General features: G+C 76.8%; 17 protein-coding genes. 5 read left to right on the top strand and 12 right to left on the bottom strand.

Annotated elements, in window-relative coordinates; translation table 11 throughout:
• Positions 1-329 precede the first annotated feature (329 nt).
• A complete protein-coding gene (locus tag LQU92_RS14140; protein WP_101850882.1) occupies positions 330-677 on the top strand; it encodes a hypothetical protein in 348 nt (115 codons plus the stop codon).
• Between the two features lie 249 nt (positions 678-926).
• Here the strand turns inward: LQU92_RS14140 and LQU92_RS14135 are convergent, their stop codons facing one another.
• From LQU92_RS14135 to LQU92_RS14125, 3 genes are all read right to left on the bottom strand, one after another.
• Positions 927-2,504, bottom strand: coding sequence for an AMP-binding protein (locus LQU92_RS14135; protein WP_230781369.1), 1,578 nt, complete (start codon positions 2,502-2,504; stop codon positions 927-929).
• Positions 2,505-2,607: 103 nt separating this feature from the next.
• Positions 2,608-3,846 (bottom strand): acyl-CoA dehydrogenase family protein, encoded by a 1,239-nt coding sequence (locus tag LQU92_RS14130; RefSeq protein ID WP_058857968.1) that lies wholly within the window; start codon positions 3,844-3,846, stop codon positions 2,608-2,610.
• A 48-nt stretch (positions 3,847-3,894) separates the two neighbouring features.
• Entirely contained in the window at positions 3,895-6,018 is a 2,124-nt protein-coding gene (locus LQU92_RS14125) for a 3-hydroxyacyl-CoA dehydrogenase NAD-binding domain-containing protein (RefSeq protein ID WP_230781368.1), read from the bottom strand.
• 210 nt (positions 6,019-6,228) lie between these two features.
• Here LQU92_RS14125 and LQU92_RS14120 point away from each other — a divergent pair, with 210 nt between their 5' ends.
• Positions 6,229-6,789 (top strand): GNAT family N-acetyltransferase, encoded by a 561-nt coding sequence (locus tag LQU92_RS14120; protein WP_058857966.1) that lies wholly within the window; start codon positions 6,229-6,231, stop codon positions 6,787-6,789.
• Here LQU92_RS14120 and LQU92_RS14115 read toward each other — a convergent pair.
• From LQU92_RS14115 to LQU92_RS14095, 5 genes are read right to left on the bottom strand one after another with little or no spacing between them, the layout of a single operon-like run.
• Complete coding sequence (locus LQU92_RS14115) at positions 6,747-7,571, bottom strand: TetR/AcrR family transcriptional regulator (protein ID WP_230781367.1); 825 nt, start codon at positions 7,569-7,571, stop codon at positions 6,747-6,749. The two genes, LQU92_RS14120 and LQU92_RS14115, sit on opposite strands and share 43 nt — an antisense overlap.
• 49 nt (positions 7,572-7,620) lie before the next feature.
• Entirely contained in the window at positions 7,621-8,484 is an 864-nt protein-coding gene (locus LQU92_RS14110; RefSeq protein WP_230781372.1) for an SMP-30/gluconolactonase/LRE family protein, read from the bottom strand.
• Between the two features lie 2 nt (positions 8,485-8,486).
• Positions 8,487-9,365, bottom strand: coding sequence for a PhzF family phenazine biosynthesis protein (locus tag LQU92_RS14105; protein ID WP_230781366.1), 879 nt, complete (start codon positions 9,363-9,365; stop codon positions 8,487-8,489).
• Positions 9,362-9,556 (bottom strand): hypothetical protein, encoded by a 195-nt coding sequence (locus LQU92_RS14100; RefSeq protein ID WP_230781365.1) that lies wholly within the window; start codon positions 9,554-9,556, stop codon positions 9,362-9,364. Before LQU92_RS14100 ends, LQU92_RS14105 begins: the two co-directional genes overlap by 4 nt.
• Positions 9,557-9,599: 43 nt before the next feature.
• Positions 9,600-10,232 carry a DNA-3-methyladenine glycosylase I gene (locus LQU92_RS14095; RefSeq protein WP_372906765.1) on the bottom strand — a complete coding sequence of 211 codons (633 nt, stop codon included), beginning with the start codon at positions 10,230-10,232 and terminating at the stop codon, positions 9,600-9,602.
• 60 nt (positions 10,233-10,292) lie between these two features.
• Between LQU92_RS14095 and LQU92_RS14090 the strand changes: the two genes are divergently transcribed.
• Complete coding sequence (locus LQU92_RS14090; RefSeq protein WP_230781364.1) at positions 10,293-11,576, top strand: MFS transporter; 1,284 nt, start codon at positions 10,293-10,295, stop codon at positions 11,574-11,576.
• On the opposite strand, the gene LQU92_RS15360 is transcribed toward LQU92_RS14090, so the two are convergent.
• The gene (locus LQU92_RS15360) at positions 11,508-12,743 is read right to left on the bottom strand and encodes a sensor histidine kinase (RefSeq protein WP_180814584.1); all 1,236 of its coding nucleotides are present in this window, start codon (positions 12,741-12,743) and stop codon (positions 11,508-11,510) included. The genes LQU92_RS14090 and LQU92_RS15360 overlap by 69 nt on opposite strands.
• A 59-nt stretch (positions 12,744-12,802) precedes the next feature.
• On the bottom strand, positions 12,803-12,946 hold the full coding sequence (locus LQU92_RS14080) for a hypothetical protein (protein WP_180814585.1): 144 nt from the start codon (positions 12,944-12,946) through the stop codon (positions 12,803-12,805).
• 177 nt (positions 12,947-13,123) lie between these two features.
• Between LQU92_RS14080 and LQU92_RS14075 the strand changes: the two genes are divergently transcribed.
• Positions 13,124-13,825, top strand: a complete 702-nt coding sequence (locus LQU92_RS14075; RefSeq protein ID WP_230781363.1) for a response regulator transcription factor — start codon at positions 13,124-13,126, stop codon at positions 13,823-13,825.
• A gap of 23 nt (positions 13,826-13,848) precedes the next feature.
• Here the strand turns inward: LQU92_RS14075 and LQU92_RS14070 are convergent, their stop codons facing one another.
• Positions 13,849-14,247, bottom strand: coding sequence for a DUF4870 domain-containing protein (locus LQU92_RS14070; RefSeq protein WP_101850891.1), 399 nt, complete (start codon positions 14,245-14,247; stop codon positions 13,849-13,851).
• Positions 14,248-14,466: 219 nt separating this feature from the next.
• Here LQU92_RS14070 and LQU92_RS14065 point away from each other — a divergent pair, with 219 nt between their 5' ends.
• Positions 14,467-15,282: a 1-acyl-sn-glycerol-3-phosphate acyltransferase gene (locus tag LQU92_RS14065; RefSeq protein WP_230781362.1), complete on the top strand. Its 816-nt coding sequence runs from the start codon at positions 14,467-14,469 to the stop codon at positions 15,280-15,282.
• A 43-nt stretch (positions 15,283-15,325) separates the two neighbouring features.
• Here LQU92_RS14065 and LQU92_RS14060 read toward each other — a convergent pair whose 3' ends face one another.
• Positions 15,326-16,531 (bottom strand): CdaR family transcriptional regulator, encoded by a 1,206-nt coding sequence (locus LQU92_RS14060; protein ID WP_230781361.1) that lies wholly within the window; start codon positions 16,529-16,531, stop codon positions 15,326-15,328.
• Position 16,532: the final 1 nt, after the last annotated feature.

The raw sequence follows: 16,532 nt of genomic DNA, 5'->3' as shown, positions 1-16,532 counted from the left end.
TCATCGGGTTCGCGATCTCTCGTTCCTGCCCGAAGCAACCTCTCCAGCTTATCCAGCCGTTCACCTTCTCGCAACTCGCTGTTTCCCGCGCAGCGGGCATCGCTCGTCTCGAGGAGAGGGGCTGGTTCTTGCCGGAGTTCGGCGGCGTCGGCCGGGGCGATCTCTCGCGTCCCTTGCGGCGACTCGGAATACATTACACACGCCCCGCGGGACCGTCAAAACCGCGGCTCCCCCCGGTCCGGACGGGCTGCCGGAACGGTTCCTGGGGCCGCGCGGCGGTCGTGCGTAGGCTGATCGGACACCGTTTCCACGAGCAGGAAGGACCGCAGATGAGCACCTCACCGGAAGAGCTGCCCGAGACGCCCGACACCTACGAGGGGGCGGCCGAGGTCGACCCGGAGCACTGGCGCGAGGACCCCCTGGTCGAGGGCGAGGAGGCCGCCGTCGACGAGAGCGACCGCGCGGACCCCGAGCACCCGGACGTCCCCAGCGAGCAGGAGGAGCGCGACGAGCGCCGGGACGCGCGCTACCTCGAGGGCGACGAGCAGGTCCCGCCGGAGGAGCCCCGCATGGGCGAGGCCCTGGCCGACCTGGACGTGCCCGAGGACCCGGCCTTCGAGGACGAGGTCGACGCCAGCAACGACTCCTTCCACGCAGGCGGCGATCCGCTGGACTGAGCACCGGGACGCAGCGGCCGGCCCGTCCGCCGTCCGTGCAGCAGGAGGCCCCCGCCGCCCGGCGGGGGCCTCCTGCTGCACGCGGCCCCTCACCGCGCGGGACCTCCTGCGGGACGGGGCCCGTGCCGGACGGGCCGCCCGTCCGCGCGCGTCTCCTGCGGTGCGGTGCGGTGCGGCGCGGCCGGGCGGAGCCCCTCCCTTCCCGGCGCCGTGGCCGGGGCCCTGGTCCGCACCGGGCGCCGCTGCGGGTCAGCCGCCGCGGAGCTCGTTCTTGCGCACCTTGCCCGTGGCGGTGCGGGGCAGCTGCTCGGGGAAGCGGATGCTGTCCGGGACCTTGAACCGCGCCAGCCGCTCCGCGGCGTGTGCGCGCAGTTCCTCGGCCGTGGCGGAGGACCCGCCGGTGCGCACGACCCAGGCCACCGGCCGTTCGCCCCACTTCTCGTCGGGCACGCCGACGACGGCGACGTCGAGGACGTCCGGGTGGGAGGCCAGGGCCTGCTCGACCTCGATCGAGGAGATGTTCTCCCCGCCCGAGATGATGATGTCCTTCGCCCGGTCCTTCAGCTGCAGGTAGCCGTCGGGGTGCATCACCCCGAGGTCGCCGGTGTGGTACCAGCCGCCGCGGAACGCCTCGGCGGTGGCCTGCTCGTCCTTGAAGTAGCCGAGCATCACGTTGTTGCCGCGCAGCACGACCTCGCCGAGGGTCTCGCCGTCGGCGGGGACGTCCCGCATCCGCTCGTCGACGACCCGTGCGGACTCGGCCTGCAGCATCCCCACCCCCTGGCGGGCCATGGTCCGGGCCCGCTCCGCCGGCGGCAGCTGCGCCCACTCGTCCTGGGGCTCGCAGATGGTGTGGGGGCCGTAGACCTCCGTGAGCCCGTAGACGTGGACCACGCTCATCCCGTGCTCCTCGAGCCGTTGGATCACGGAGGGGGCCGGCGGGGCACCGGCGGTCGTGATCCGCAGCGGCCGGTCCAGCGGGTGGGCCTGCTCGGCGTCCACGATCGTGGAGCACACCACGGGCGCCCCGCACAGGTGGGTGATCCCCTCGGTGTCGAAGGCCTCCCAGACGGCCTCGGCCCGCACGGCGCGCAGGCACACGTGCCGTCCCCCGGCGGCGGTGACGGCCCAGGTGGTGCACCAGCCGTTGCAGTGGAACATCGGCAGGGTCCACAGGTAGCGGGTCGCGCCGTCGAAGCCGTTGTGGAACACCTCGCCGAGGGCGTTGAGGTACGCGCCGCGGTGGGAGTAGAGCACGCCCTTGGGCGGGCCGGTGGTGCCGGAGGTGTAGTTCAGGGTGATGGGGGTGTTCTCGTCGGCGACCCGCCACGGCAGGTCGGGTCCGTCGGGGCCCGCCTCCAGGAACCGCTCGAGGGCCACGGCGCCCTCGGGGGCCGCCGGCGGTGCGCCGGTCGTGGGGTCGTTCACCTCGACGACGACGGGCGCCGGCTCCAGCTGCCGCGCGACCCGGGCGACCGTGGCCACGACCTCGGTGTCGGCGAGCACGACCCGAGCCTCCGAGTGGCCCAGGACGTAGCCGAGCTCCCGCCCGGACAGGCGCGGGTTCAGCGGCACGAGCACCCCGCCGGCCAGGGGCACGGCGTAGTGGGCGAGCAGCATCTCCGGGACGTTGGGGGCCACGACGGCCACCCGCCCGCCCGGTTCGAGGTGCGGGCCCAGGGCCCGGGCCAGGCGCTGGGCCTCGGCCGCGAACCGCCGGTAGGTCCAGCGCCGCGTCCCGTGCACGACCGCCTCGCGGTCGGGGAAGACCTCGGCGGAGCGCTGCAGGAACCGCAGGGGGCTCAGGGGTTCGTGGTTGGCGAGCACGGTCGTCCTCCTGTCGTCCCGGGGAGCACGCCGGGAGTCGTGGCCGGGGCGGCGGTGGCCACCGGCGGGGTCGGGGACCGCCGTCGTCCCGGCGGTGGCGGGCTCAGGCGAAGGCCGAGATGCCGGTGATCCCGCGCCCCACGATCAGGGCCTGGACGGTCTCGGTGCCCTCGTAGGTGTGCAGGGCCTCGACGTCGGCGAAGTGGCGGGCCACCCGGTGGCGCACCAGGATGCCGTTGCCGCCGAGCAGGTCGCGGGCGTTGGCGGCGATCGAGCGGGCCGCGCGGGTCGCGGTGTACTTCGCGAGCGAGGCCTGCTCGGCGGTGAGCGTGCCGGCCTCCTCCCGCTCGGTCATCCGCGCCACGAGCAGCTGGATCTGGGTGAGCTCGCTGAGCATGCGGGCCAGCCGCTCCTGGACGATCTGCGAGGCCGCGAGCGGGCGGCCGAACTGCACGCGCTGGGCGGCGTACTGCACGGCCGACTCGTAGCAGGCCTGGGCGTGGCCGACCGCGCCCCAGGCCACGCCGATGCGGGTGGCGAACAGGACCGCGGCGGTGTCCTTGAAGGACCGGGCCGCCGGCAGGACGTTCTCCTCGGGGACGAAGACGTTCTCGAAGCGGATGTGGGCCTGGTGGATGGCGCGCAGGGCGAGCTTGCCGGGGATGGTCGTGCCCGTGTACCCCTCGCTCTCCTGCGGGACGACGAACCCGTGCACCCGGCCGTCGGCGTCGGAGCGGGCCCAGACCACGGTGATCCCGCCCATGGAGCCGTTGCCGATCCACTTCTTCTCGCCGTTGAGCAGCCAGCCGCCCTCGACCGGGCTCGCCCGGGTCTCGAGGCCCACGGAGTCCGAGCCGTGGGTGGGCTCGGTGAGGGCGAACGCGCCGAGGAGCTCGCCCGTGGCCATGCGCGGCAGCCAGCGCTGCCGCTGCTCCTCGGTGCCGCACATCGCGATCGAGCGCATCGCCAGACCGCCCTGGACGCCCGTGACCGTGGCGATCGACCCGTCCCCGCGGGAGAGCTCCATGCACACGAGTCCCGCCGCGGTCTTGGACATGGGCGCGAAGCCCTCGACCGCCACGCCGTCGCGCAGGAGGTCGAGCTCCCCGAGGCGGCGGACGAGGTCGAGGGAGTACTCGGCGCGGTCCCAGTGCTCGCCGATGACCGGCAGCAGGTCCTCCTCGACGAAGGCCCGGGCGCGCATCCAGTGCTCCCGGTCGGCGGCGGCCACGGAGTCGAGGACCCCGGCGGCGTCGGTGTCGAGGGCGCGGTCGAGGACGTAGTCGGGCTCGACGGTGCCGGCGGGGAACAGGCTCTCGCCGGTCTCGGGGGTGGCGGTCATGGCGGTCGGTCCTTCGGGTCGGTGGGGCGGGAGGCGGGCGGACGGGGCTCAGCCCGCGGCGAAGCGGCGGCCGAGCACGCGCTCGGCGGCGCCGGTGCGGTCGAGGTACGGGGTGATCCCGCCGAGGTGGAAGGGGTAGTTGGCGCCGAGCACCATGCACAGGTCCACGTCCTCGGGCCCGGCGACGACGCCCTCCGCGAGCATCGTCCCGATCTCCTCGGCCAGGGCGTCCTGAACCCGGGCGAGCAGCTCCTCCGCCGTGGCGGGGGCGGCCCGCCGCGGGTCGCGGGTGCGCTCGAGCAGCTCGGCGGCCGGGGCGGCCAGGTAGCCGTCGGCCCCGGTCGCGGGCTCCTCGCGGGTCGGCAGCACGTGCTGCAGGCCGGCCTCGACGACGGCGTCCATCCACGGCGAGCGCGCGAAGCGTTCGGGGTAGGTCTCGTGCATGGTCGCGTTCACGTGGTGCAGCACGGCCGGGCCCACGAAGTCGAGCAGCCGCAGCGGGGTCATGGGCAGGCCCATCGGGTCCGGGGCGCGGTCCGCCACGGCGGGGTCCGTGCCCGCGTCGACCGCCCGGACCACGACGTCGAACATGCGGGTCAGCACCCGGTTGACCACGAACCCGGGGGCGTCCTGGACGCGCACGGCCGTGCGCCGCAGCCGGGCGGCGAGGTCGAAGGCGGTGGCCAGGGCGGTGTCCCCGGTGCGCTCGCCCGCGACGACCTCGAGCAGCGGGGTGACCTCCACAGGGTTGAAGACGTGGAAGCCGACCACCCGCTCGGGGTGCCGCAGCCCCTCGGCCATGGCCGTCACGGACAGGGAGCTGGTGTTGGTGGCCAGCACCGCGTCGGGGCGCAGCACGCCCTCCCACTGGGCGAGGACGGCGCGCTTGACCTCGAGGTCCTCGAACACGGCCTCGATCACGAAGTCGGCGTCGGCGAGGTCCTCGGGGCCGCGGGCGCCGGTGACCAGCGCGGAGAGCTGCTCGGCGCGCTCCGGGGAGAGCCGGCCCTTCGCGGCCTGGGCGGCGAAGCGCTCCCGGGTGCGGGCGACGCCGGCGGCCAGGCGCTCGTCGTCGAGGTCGGTCATGACCACGGGGATCCCGGCGCCGCCGGCGATCAGGGAGGCCAGCTGCCCGGCCATGAGCCCGGCGCCGATCACCGCGGCGCGGCGCAGCGGGGCGGGCGGGACCTGCGGGACGTCGGCGGCCCGCCGGGAGCGGGCGGAGACGAGCTCGAAGGCGTAGAGGGAGGCCTTGGCGACGTCCCCGACCACGAGCTCCGTGAAGGCCCGCACGGCGCGGTCGCCGTTCTCGGTGCGCGACTGCGTGCGGGCCGCGGCCACGAGGTCGATCGCCACGAGCGGGGCCGGGGCGGCGCCGTGCCAGGTGCGCTCGGCGCGGGCGCGGGCGGCCTCGACGGCCTGCTCCCACTCCTGCGCGTCCGCCTCCCCCGGGGTGCCGGCGGGACGGCGGGGGGCGCCGGCGTCGATGGCCTCGAGCCGGGCCGCGACCCACTGCTGCCAGCCGCTCTCCCACTGCTCGGTGCCGGGAGCGGCGTCGAGGACGGCGTCGAGCAGGCCGAGCTCGAGCGCCTCGGGGGCCCGCAGGGTGCGCCCGCGCATCGGGGCGAAGACGATCTGCTCCAGGGCGGCGGCGGGTCCGATCAGGTGCGGCAGCAGGTGCACCCCGCCCCAGCCCGGGAAGAAGCCGAGGCGGCACTCGGGCAGCCCGAGCGGCCCTGCGCCGCGGTGGCCGATCCGGTGGTCGGTGTGCAGGGCCAGCTCCAGGCCGCCGCCGAGGGCCTGGCCGGTGACCAGGGAGAAGGTGGGGACCGGGGCGTCGGCGAGCAGCCCGAAGGCCTCGTGGCCGAGGCCGACGTACTCCTCGGAGGCCCCGCGCAGCTGGGCGGAGCGGATCTCCTTGAGGTTCGCCCCGGCGCCGAAGGACCGCTCGTTGCCGGTGACCACGATCGCCTCGACCGCCCCGGTGTCGAGGCCCGCGAGGACGTCGCGGAGGTCGGCGAGGGCCCGGGAGCCCCAGATGATCAGCCCGCCCGGTTCGGTGGCGTCCAGCCGCACGAGCGCGGTCGGCCGGGTCCGGTCGGGCAGCACGAGCTGCTCCGCCCGCACGTCGACGGTCGAGGGGAACGAGGGGGCGGACGCGGTGGGGGCCATGGGCGGTGCTCCTGGGTCGGCGCGGTGCGGGCGTCCCGCACGGTGATCGCCACCACACTGCCTGATACTCAGTATCATCGTCAAGGGACTCAGTATCACAATCGGGTCCCGGGGAGGCGCCCGCTCCCGGTGTCGCCCCGTGACGGCGGCACGCGCACGCCCGGGCCCGCGCGTGGTCGGGGGCGTGCCGCCGCGGATAGGCTGGGCGGGATGATCGACGTGCTGCCTCCCGACACCGACCGACTCTCGTTCCGCCGCTTCCGGGCGGAGGACCTCGACCCCATGCACTCCTACCAGAGCCGCGAGGACTACGCGCAGTACGCGTGGCGCGGCCCGCGCTCGCGGGCGGACTGCGAGCGCGCCATCGCCGAGAACAGCGGGCTGCGCCCGTGGGGCCGCGACGGCGACCACGTGCGCTTCGCGGTGACCCCGCGCGGCGGCGACGAGCTCGTGGGCGAGATCGTGATGACCCTCGTGGACGCGCACGCGGCCCAGGTGGAGATCGGGTGGGTCGTCCACCCGGAGCACACCGGGCAGGGCTACGCCTCGGAGGCCGCACGGGCGGCCATCGGCTTCGCCTTCGGCCCGCTCGGCGCCCACCGCGTGCGCGCGAGCCTCGACGCGCTCAACATCAGCTCCGCCAAGGTCTGCGAGCGGCTCGGGATGCGCCTGGAGGCCACCCTGCGGGAGAGCCACCACCAGCTGGGGCAGTGGCGCGACGAGCTGGTCTACGCCGTGCTGGCCGAGGAGTTCCTCGCCGAGGAGTCCTGAGCGCGGGTCACCCCCGGGCGCGGGGGGGCGGTCTCCAGGGCCGCGCGCACCGCGGCGAGGACCTCCTCGGTGCCCGCTCCCGGGTCCAGGACGGTGACGACGACGGCGGGCCCGCCCGCCGCGTCCGGTGCCGCCGCTCCCCCGGGGCCGCCGTGCGGGCGGAGGTCCGCAGGTGCCCGGCCCTCGCCGCCGTGCGCGCCGCCGCCCCCGTCGCCGAGGCCGGCGATCAGGGTGCGGGCCAGCCGCGCCGTGCGGGCGTCGAGCTCCTCGGTGGGGTCGGTGCCGGGAGCGCGCAGCCAGGCGCGCAGGGCGGCGTTGTGCACGGCGACCGCCGCGGCGGACAGGGCCGTGGCGAGGGTCTCGCGGTGCGGGCCGGGCGGCAGGGCCGTGCGCAGCCACGCGCGGAACACGCGCTCGTAGCGGTGCGAGGTGATCAGCTCCCGGTCGCGCAGCTGCGGCACCTGCCGCAGCAGGGCGTGGCGGGCCAGGGTGCGCTCGCGGTGGTCGAGGTGGTGGCGGAAGACCAGCAGCACTCCGGTGCGCAGGACCGTGGCCGGGTCCTGGTCGGTGCGCGCCAGCAGCTCCTCGAGCCGCCGGAGGGTCGCGGCGTGGTCCGCGAAGACGATGTCCTCCTTGGACCCGTACCTGCGGAAGAACGTGGCCCGGCTGACCCCGGCGGCCTGGGCGAGCTGGTCGACGGTGGTGGCCTCCCAGCCGCGCTCGGCGAGCAGGCGGATGGAGCCGGTGACCACGTCCGGGGACGCGCCGGGGCCTGCGGTCATGGTGGTCTCCTGGATCGGTCGTGGGCCGGGCCGCCGGTGGTGCGGCCGCTCAGCCCGGGAAGGGCAGGACCGGCAGGCCCGGGACGCCGACCCGCACGGCGAACAGGGAGCCGGCGGCGGGGTCCTCGCCCGGGGCGAGGCCCTCGCGGGAGGTCGTGACGTAGAGGGTCCGCAGGTCGTCGCCGCCCAGGGCGCAGGCGGTGGTCTGCCGGGCGTCCACGTGCACCACGGTGTCGAGCTGCCCGTCGGCGCGGTAGCGGTGCACCTGCCCGGCCCCGTGCAGGGCCACCCACACGGCGCCCTCGGCGTCCACCGTGAGCCCGTCGGGCAGGGGGTCGCCGCCGGTCAGGCGGGGGGTCACGAAGGGCCGGCGGCCGCCGGGGGCGGCGGGTGCGGCGGGGTCGAGGACGTCGATCCGCCCCGTGGGGGTGTCGGCGTAGTAGGCGCGGGACCCGTCCGGGGACCACGCGATGCCGTTGGAGACCGTCACGCCCTCGAGCACCGTCTCCCAGGTCAGGTCGGGACGGACCCGGTAGAGCCGCGCGGCGCCCTCGGCCTGGTCGTAGGCCATCGACCCGGCCCAGAAGCAGCCGTCGGGTCCGGTGCCGCCCTCGTTCATCCGCACGCCGGGGTCCTGCCACAGCTCCAGGACCGGGCGGACGGCGCCGTCGGGGTCCTCGAGGGCGATCCCCCGCTCGACGGCGAGCACCGCGCCGCCGCGGGTCCGGGGCCGCACGCAGGCCACGACGTCGGCGACGTGCGTGCGCCGCACCCGCCCGTCGGCGCCGAGGCTCAGGACGTCGCCGGCCAGCATGTCGACCCACCGCAGCCCGCCCCACGACGGGGACCAGCAGGGGCCCTCCCCGTGGTGGGCGACGGCGCCGGTGACCGGCTCGGCCCGCAGCTCGCGCACGCTCACGACCGCTCCTCCTCGTCCTCGTCCGGCAGCTCGAGCACGCCCTCGACGACGGAGCGCACGTGCCCGCCGACCCACACCTCGGCGCCCTCGCGCCGGACGTGGACCCGGCCGCTGCGCCCCAGGACGGTGCCCTGGGCTGCGACGTAGTCGTCCGGGGCCCAGCCGCGGTCGGTGAGCCAGCGGCCCAGCCCCGCGTTGAGGCTGCCCGTGACGGGGTCCTCGACGACCCAGTCGCCGACGAGGGCGCGGACCTCCACGGCGCACTCGGCGCCCTCGGGGTGGGCCCCGACCAGCCCGAGCTTGAGCCCTGCCATGGCCGTCCAGTCGGGGCGGACCGCCAGCACGGCGGCGGCGTCGGCCAGGCGCACGCCGATCCAGCCGGGCCCGTTGTCCAGCCACGAGGCCTCGAGCAGCTGTTCGCGCCCCAGCCGCAGGGAGCGGGCGATGCGCCCGAGCAGCTGCTCGTCGCCGACCGGCTCGTAGCGCACCAGCGGGGGCGCGGCGAAGGCCAGGCGCTGCCCGGTGCGGCGGATCCGCACGAGCCCGGCCGCGCACTCCTGGACGATCTCCTCCCCCGCGGGCCGCCCGCCCCGGGCCAGCCACGCGGAGGCGGTGCCGAGGGTCGGGTGCCCGGCGAAGGGCAGCTCCCCGCCGGGGGTGAAGATCCGCACCCGGTAGTCGGCGCCCGGGTCCCGCGGGGGCAGCACGAACGTGGTCTCGGACAGGTTGGTCCACCGGGCCAGGCGGGCCATCCGCTCGTCGTCGAGGCCCTCGGCCGCGTGCACGACGGCGAGGGGGTTGCCTCCCAGCGGCCGCGCCGAGAAGACGTCGACCCAGCTGATCGGGCGCCCGCCGGCGCCGCCCGGGGCGCTCACAGGACGGGACCGCGGGCGCGGCGGGAGCGCAGCCGGCGGTCCCGGGCCGCGGCGCGTCGGCCGCCCGGGGTCCCGCCGCGGGCGGCCCGCTCCCGGCGGATCCGGCGCGCGACCATGCCCACGAGGGCCGAGCCCACGGTGGTGAGCACCAGCGGGAGCACGGCGCTGCGCTGGCGGCTGTTGTCGTACATCGGGGCCTCCTGCGGGGACGGGGACGGGCCGGTGCCAGCGATCCTACGCACCCTCCGGCGGGGCGGGCCACACGCCCGAGCTGCCGCGGCGGTGGCTGCCCACGAGGTGGGTGTCCACCAGCCCGACGGCCTCCATCAGGGCGTGCGCGGTGGTCGGGCCCACGAAGCGGAAGCCGCGGGCCCGCAGCGTCCGGGCCAGCGCCTCCGACTCCGGGGAGCGGGTCGGGACCTCGGCGGCGGTGCGGGGCGCGGGGGTGGCGGCGGGGCGGAAGGACCACACGAGGCGGGGCAGCCCGCCGTCCGCGCGCAGGGCCACCGTGGCCCGGGCGTTGCCGATCGCCGCCTCGATCTTCCCGCGGTGGCGCACGATGCCGGCGTCGGCCAGCAGCCGCTCGACGTCGTCGGCCCCGAAGGCCGCGACCGCGTCCGGGTCGAAGCCCGCGAAGGCGGCGCGGAAGGCGGGGCGCTTGCGCAGGATGGTCGCCCAGGACAGCCCGGACTGGAAGCCCTCGAGGCAGATCCGCTCGTAGAGCCCCCGCTCGTCGCGCACCGGCATCCCCCACTCCGTGTCGTAGTACTCCCGCAGCAGCGGGTCGGCCGCGGCCCAGCGGGGCCGGGCGAGGCCGTCGGGGCCGACGACGAGGTCGGAGGGGTCGGGGTGCGCTGCGGGGGCCATGCCCTGCATGGAAGCACATCCCGCTCCCCCGCGGCCGGGCCGTACCCCCGGGGGCATACCATGGCGGTCATGCGCACCACGAACGCCACCGTCGACCGCCGCGCCCTCCAGCGCCGGGTGGTCCGCGTCCTCGCCCTCGGCCAGGTCCTCGGCGGGCTGGGGGTCGGGGCCACGCTCGCGCTCGGCGCGCTGCTGGTCACCGAGGTCTCCGGCTCCTCCGCCTGGTCCGGGATGGCCGCGACCATGAACACCCTCGGCGCGGCCCTGCTGGCCGTCCCCCTGGCCCGTCTCGCCCAGGCGCGCGGGCGCCGGATCTCGCTGAGCACCGGGGCGCTGACCGCCGTGGCCGGGGCGGCGGTCACGATCGGCGCCGCGGTCCTGGGCAGCTTCCCGGTGCTGCTCGGGGGCCTGGCCCTGCTGGGCGCGGGGTCGGCCCTGAACCTGCAGTCCCGCTTCGCTGCGACCGACCTGGCCGCCGACGACACCCGCGCCCGGGACCTGTCCCTGGTCGTGTGGTCGACGACGGTCGGGGCGGTGCTGGGACCCAACCTCTTCGAGCCGGGCGAGCTGATCGGGCGGGCCCTGGGGCTGCCGCCGCTGACGGGCGGGTTCGTGATCGCTCTGGCCGCCCAGTCGGTCGGCGCGCTCGTCTACCTCACGGCGCTGCGCCCGGACCCGCTGCTGCTGGCGGCGGCCGACGGCGAGGCCGCGGGGCGGGACCGGCCCTCCCCCGGCGGCGGGCTGGCGGTGCTGCGCTCCTCCGCCCCGGCCCGCCGGGCGGTGCTGACCGTGGCCCTGAGCCACGCCACCATGGTCGCGCTGATGTCGATGACCCCGGTGCACCTGTCCGGGCACGGGGCCTCGCTCAGCGTCGTGGGCCTGACCATCAGCCTGCACGTGGCGGGCATGTACGCCCTGTCCCCCGTCTTCGGCCGGTTCGCCGACCGGGCCGGGCGCCGGCCCGTGATCCTGGCCGGTCAGGCGATGTTCGTCGCCGCCCTCGTCCTGGCCTGGCTGGGCGCCGGCTCCCCCGTGGCCGTCACCGCGGCGCTGGTGCTGCTGGGCCTGGGCTGGTCCGCGTCCACGGTCGCCGGCTCTGCGCTCGTGGCCGAGGCCGTGCCGGCCCCGGACCGCCCGAAGCTGCAGGGCGTCTCCGACCTGCTGATGAACCTGGCCGGGGCGGCGGGCGGGGCGCTCGCGGGTCCCGTGCTGGCGCTGATCGGCTTCGACGGCCTCAGCGCGGCCCTGCTGGCGCTCGTGGCGGCCGTGGTGCTCTCACACCGCGGCGGCGCTCAGCGGGATGCTCGCCCGGACCCGCCAGCCCTCGGCGGTGGGACCCGCTGAGAGCCGGCCGCCCAGCAGGTGCACGCGCTCGCGCAGGCCGGTGAGCCCGAAGCCGGAGGCGGGGAAGTGCGGTCCCGTCCGCTCGCCGGCGGTGTTGCCGACCTCGACGTGCACGTCCGTGCCGTCCACGACGACCGACAGCACGCAGGAGGTCGTGCCCGGGGCGTGCTTCATGACGTTGGTCGCGGCCTCGCGCAGCACCCGGCGGACGGTCGGGCGCACGCTGTCGGGGATCCGCGCCAGGGAGCCCTCGCAGCGGGTGCGCACCGGCACGCCCACCTCCGCGAGCGCCTCCGCGACGTCCTCGAGGTCGCTGCGCGGGTCCGCGGCGACGGCCCCTTCGACCTCGCCGGCCGGTCCCTCGTCCTGGCCCGAGCGCATCACCTGCAGCAGCCGCCGGAGGTCGCGCAGAGCGGCCCGGGAGGAGTCGCCGACCACCCCCAGGGTCTCCCGCATCACCGCGGGGTCCTCCGCGTAGGCCCCCGAGCGGGCCTGCATCGCGATGACGGTGAGGTCGTGGGCGATGATGTCGTGCAGCTCCCGGGCCAGCTCGAGCCGCTGCTGCTCGAGCGCCCGGCCCGTGCTCTCCTCGGCCGCCGCGAGCTCGGCCCGGTCCCGCTCCCGCTGGGCGCTCAGGGACCGCAGGACCAGCCCGGGCAGCGTGAGCACGAGCGTGAGCGGCACGTAGCTCCACAGGAAGCGGGGCCCGACCGCGGAGAACCCCGCGGACCAGGCGACCTGCCACACGAGCACGGCGGCCAGGGCCAGCCCCAGCCCCGGCAGGGCGGCGGCGTAGGCGGCGAAGGCCAGGAGCAGGGGCACCAGGACCACGTAGCTGCCCGGGTTCTCCAGGGGGAGCAGCAGCGCGAGCAGCGCGGCCAGGGGCACCCAGGTCCAGCTGGGCCGCAGCGCCAGCACCACGATCGTGCACGCCTCCACGGCGAGCAGCAGCAGCTCGTAGTCCTGGTCCCCGAAGCCCAGCCCCGGGCCGCGCAGCACGACGCGGGCCCCGTCGAGGCCGTTGATGCCCACGAGGACGAACAGACCGACCTGCACCCACCGGTGGAAGGGCCGCCGGTCGGCGAAGCCGGGCGGCAGCAGTCCCGGACCGGGCGGGCGGGTGCCCGCCGCGGGGTCGTCGTGCGGGGGGTGCGGGGAGGCGCTCACCCACGGATGATAGCCGCGGGGGCCGCCGGGACCCGGGCCCTCCGGGCGCAGCGGGCGGGTCAGCACCACCGCAGCAGGAGGAAGCTGCACCACGTGCCGTGGTAGCTGTCCCAGCGCGCCGGGGCCGCGGTCGCCGGGGCGGCGCCCCCGCCGACCAGGGCGGCGGCCAGGAGCAGGGCGGTGAGGGTGCGGCGGTTCGTCATGGGGGGGCCTTCCGGGAGCGTGGACGGGTGCGCGGGCGGGCGCACCCCGATCCTGCCGCACCCGTCCGCGGCGGCGCCTCATCCGTTCGTCGGGGTCCGTCTCCTCCGTCCGGAGGAGACGGACCCCGCGCGGGGCCGCCCGCGGCGGGCCGGGGTCCGCCCCGTACCATGGGGAACATGAGCATGCATGAGGATTCGGCGGGGCCCGCGAAGGTCCTGATCGTCGACGACCAGCGCCTGATGCTCGGGGCCCTGCGGGTGTTCATCGACCACGAGGAGGACCTGGTCGTCGTCGGCGAGGCCCAGGACGGCCGGACCGCCGTGGCCCAGTGCCGGGCGCTGCGCCCGGACCTCGTGCTCATGGACCTGCAGATGCCGGTGCTCGACGGCGTCGAGGCGACCCGGGCGATCACGGACGAGTTCCCCGCGACCCGCGTGCTGGCCGTGACCACGTTCTCCTCGGAGGACTGGGTGATCCCGGCGCTGCGGGCGGGTGCGAGCGGGTACGTGCTCAAGGACTCCGAGCCGCACGAGATCGTGGGGGCCGTGCGGGCGGTGCTCGCCGGGGAGTCGGCCGTCTCGCGCGGGGTCGCGGCGACCCTCATCCGCAGCGTGGTCGCCGATCCACCGGCCCCGCGGGCCCGGGCGGACGGGTCCGACGGGGCCGCCGCGCTGCGCCGGGCGCTCTCGGAGCGCGAGCTGACCGTGCTCGAGCTGCTCTGCGAGGGACTGAGCAACAAGGAGATCGCGGCGCAGCTCTACCTCTCGGAGCCCACCGTGAAGTCCCACCTGAGCCACGTCCTCACGAAGCTGGGGGTGCGCGACCGGGTGCAGGCCGTCATCGCGGCCTACCGCACCGGGCTCGTCGGGATCCCCTGAGCCCCGCCGCGGGGCGGCAGGGCTCAGCGCAGGACCGGGACCTGCAGGGGGTAGGGGTAGACCTCGCCCCGGTTGGCGCGCAGCACCGCCAGGACGTGCAGGACCACGAGCATCACGAAGGCCACGACCCACAGCACGATCGCGACCGGGATCAGCAGGATCGTCGCGAAGCACACGAACGCGAGGGCGTTGAGCAGCCACATCGACAGGTTGAAGTTGAACGAGCCCGCGGCGCTCGCCCGCAGGAACGGGCTGCGGTCCCTGTAGACCAGCCACACCACGAGGGGGCCCACGAAGCCCAGCCAGCCGGCGGAGACCAGCGCGCCGACCAGGCCGGAGAGGTGGGTGAGGATCGCCAGGGTGCGCTCGTCCCCCTGGGCCCCGGTCGGGGGCGGGGACGCGGCGGGCGGGACGTAGGACATGGGGGTCTCCTGGGAACGGGTGCCCGCTGCCGGGCACGGGGCGGGCGCCGCGGGACGGGTCGCGCCGGGGCGCTGTGCCGCCAGCGTACCGAGCCCCGGACCGGGGCGGTACGGGGGCTTTCCGCACCGTCCGGCGGGGGGTGGGCCGCCGGGTCTAGGATGACCCGGACAGACCGCTCCCGGCCCGCGGCACCACGGGCCCGCCCCCGAGGAGGGACCGTGGCCCCGATCCTGCGCCCCAGCAGGCACGCCTACCGCGCGATCGTGCTGGCCGGAGCGGCCGCGGTGCGGCTGCTGCGCGTCCCGGTGCTGGTCACCGGCGAGGAGAACCTCCCCCGCGACCAGGTCGTGCGCGGGCTGCACCACGAGGTGCGGCCCGGCCACGGCGCGGTCGTGGCCGTGACCCACTTCGGCTACCTCGACTTCGTCTTCGCCGAGCTCGTGCTCTGGCGGCGGCTGCGCGCCCACAGCCGGTTCCTCATCACCCGCAAGCACACCGGCAGCGCGCTCGTCACCGCCGTCTGCCGGCTGTGCGACCACGTCGTCGTCGACCGCGCCGCCGGGGCCCCGGCCTTCGCCGAGGCCCTGGCGAAGCTGCGGCGCGGGGAGTTCGTGGCGCTCTTCCCGGAGGGCGGGGTCAGCCGCAGCTTCACCGTACGCCCCCTGCGCACCGGCGCGGTCCGGCTGGCCGCCGCGACCGGCGCCCCGGTCGTGCCCGTGGCCGTGTGGGGCGGGCACCGGATGCTCACCCGCGGCCGGGGCCGGCTGCGGCTGCGCGACGTGTGGCGCACCCCCGTGCGGGTGCACGTCGGGGAGCTCCTGCGGGTGGCCCCCGGCGAGGACGCCGCCGCGGCCTCCGAGCGGCTGCGCGCGGCCCTGCAGGCGGGGATCGACCGCTGCACGCAGAGCTACCCCGAGGTCCCCTCGCCCGGGGCCTGGTGGATGCCGGCGCACCTCGGCGGCGGCGCCATCACCGCCACCGAGCAGGTCGCCCACGACGCCCGGGAGCGGGAGTCCTACCGGCGCACCGGCTGAGGACCCCCGGGCCGCCCGGGCGGGCGGCCCGGGACCCCGCCCGTCAGCGGTGGCCCGCGCGCAGCACCAGCTCGAGCTCGAAGCGCACCTGCGGGTCCCGCAGGTCCTCCCCGAAGATCTCGCGCAGCTGGTTCACCCGGTAGCCGACCGTCTGCTCGTGCACGCCCAGCTCCTCGGCCATCGCCGCCCGCTGGCCGTGGTGGGCCAGCCAGCTCAGCAGGGTGGCGCCGAGGCGCTCGCGCTGCGCCGGGCGCAGCTCCGCCAGCGGCGCCAGCCGCCGGACGGCCAGGTCCTCCACCACGCTCGGCTCGCCGCCGAGCACCAGCTCCGCGAGGTGCTCGGCGACCCACAGGGGTGCCTCCCCGCCGGGGTCGCGCGGCTGCAGCAGATCCCGCGCCCGCACCGCCAGGCGCAGGGAGTCGGCGGCGGCGTGCCAGGGCCGGGCCGGGCCGATCACGGCGCCGCGCCCGGTGAGGGCACGCCCGAGGTCCCGCCGCCCGGACGGGGTCGCGGGCTCGGGGACCACGGCCAGCACGTCCCCCGGCCGGGAGGCCAGCAGCGCCCGGTCGCCCAGCCGGGAGCGCAGCCCCACCCGCCGGTCCGCGGCGAGGACGACCACGACCACGCGCTCGGGCACGGGCCACCCGGCGGCCGCCGCCGCGGCCCGCACGGTGTCCTCGGCCGCGTGCCCGCGCACGAGCAGGTCCGCGAGCGCGTCCAGGCGGCGGTCCCGTTCCCCCGCCCGCTCGGACTGCTCCTGCGCGTAGCCCTCCGCGCTGGCCGCCGAGAGCTCCTCGATGTAGGCGAACACCGACTCGGCGAGGGCGATCAGCACGGAGGCCTCGAAGCCCGCGTCCATGGCCACGCGGGAGAAGGAGCGCAGCGTGGTCCGCGCCCCCGAGCGGTAGGCCGCGAACAGGGCGTCCATCGGCCGCCCCTCGCGCACCTCCCCGCGCCCGAGCCCCTCGTAGACCCGCCGGGCGTCGCCCATCAGCGCCGGCTGCTGGGTGCCGGGCAGCTGCAGGAACCGGGTCAGGGCCACCTCGACCCCGCGGCGGATGCTGTCGCCGAAAACCCCTTCCATGGGGCGGGCGTAGACGGGAACGTCCAGCCGCACCCCGGCGAGCAGCTCCTCGGAGACCGCCGGCAGGTGCGGGACGAGCAGCGGGGTCAGCGCCGGCGGCAGGGACGTCCACGGCAGCTCCCGGTCCGCCCGCCCCGCCGGGCTCCTCTGCTCGGTCCGTTCCACG

It is taken from the genome of Kocuria sp. LUK, from assembly GCF_021012935.1.
GTDB classification, from domain to species: Bacteria; Actinomycetota; Actinomycetes; order Actinomycetales; family Micrococcaceae; genus Kocuria; species Kocuria flava.
This window is presented reverse-complemented; position numbering and strand designations above follow the sequence as displayed.

Excerpts from the sequence above, each read along its gene's own strand:
- LQU92_RS14125 (WP_230781368.1), bottom strand. The coding sequence starts at position 6,018 with ATGGCCCCCACCGCGTCCGCCCCCTCGTTCCCCTCGACCGTCGACGTG.
- LQU92_RS14115 (WP_230781367.1), bottom strand. The coding sequence starts at position 7,571 with ATGACCGCAGGCCCCGGCGCGTCCCCGGACGTGGTCACCGGCTCCATC.
- LQU92_RS14075 (WP_230781363.1), top strand. The coding sequence starts at position 13,124 with ATGAGCATGCATGAGGATTCGGCGGGGCCCGCGAAGGTCCTGATCGTC.
- LQU92_RS14130 (WP_058857968.1), bottom strand. The coding sequence starts at position 3,846 with ATGACCGCCACCCCCGAGACCGGCGAGAGCCTGTTCCCCGCCGGCACC.
- LQU92_RS14120 (WP_058857966.1), top strand. The coding sequence starts at position 6,229 with ATGATCGACGTGCTGCCTCCCGACACCGACCGACTCTCGTTCCGCCGC.
- LQU92_RS14090 (WP_230781364.1), top strand. The coding sequence starts at position 10,293 with ATGGCGGTCATGCGCACCACGAACGCCACCGTCGACCGCCGCGCCCTC.
- LQU92_RS14100 (WP_230781365.1), bottom strand. The coding sequence starts at position 9,556 with ATGTACGACAACAGCCGCCAGCGCAGCGCCGTGCTCCCGCTGGTGCTC.
- LQU92_RS14140 (WP_101850882.1), top strand. The coding sequence starts at position 330 with ATGAGCACCTCACCGGAAGAGCTGCCCGAGACGCCCGACACCTACGAG.
- LQU92_RS14080 (WP_180814585.1), bottom strand. The coding sequence starts at position 12,946 with ATGACGAACCGCCGCACCCTCACCGCCCTGCTCCTGGCCGCCGCCCTG.
- LQU92_RS14070 (WP_101850891.1), bottom strand. The coding sequence starts at position 14,247 with ATGTCCTACGTCCCGCCCGCCGCGTCCCCGCCCCCGACCGGGGCCCAG.
- LQU92_RS14095 (WP_372906765.1), bottom strand. The coding sequence starts at position 10,232 with ATGGCCCCCGCAGCGCACCCCGACCCCTCCGACCTCGTCGTCGGCCCC.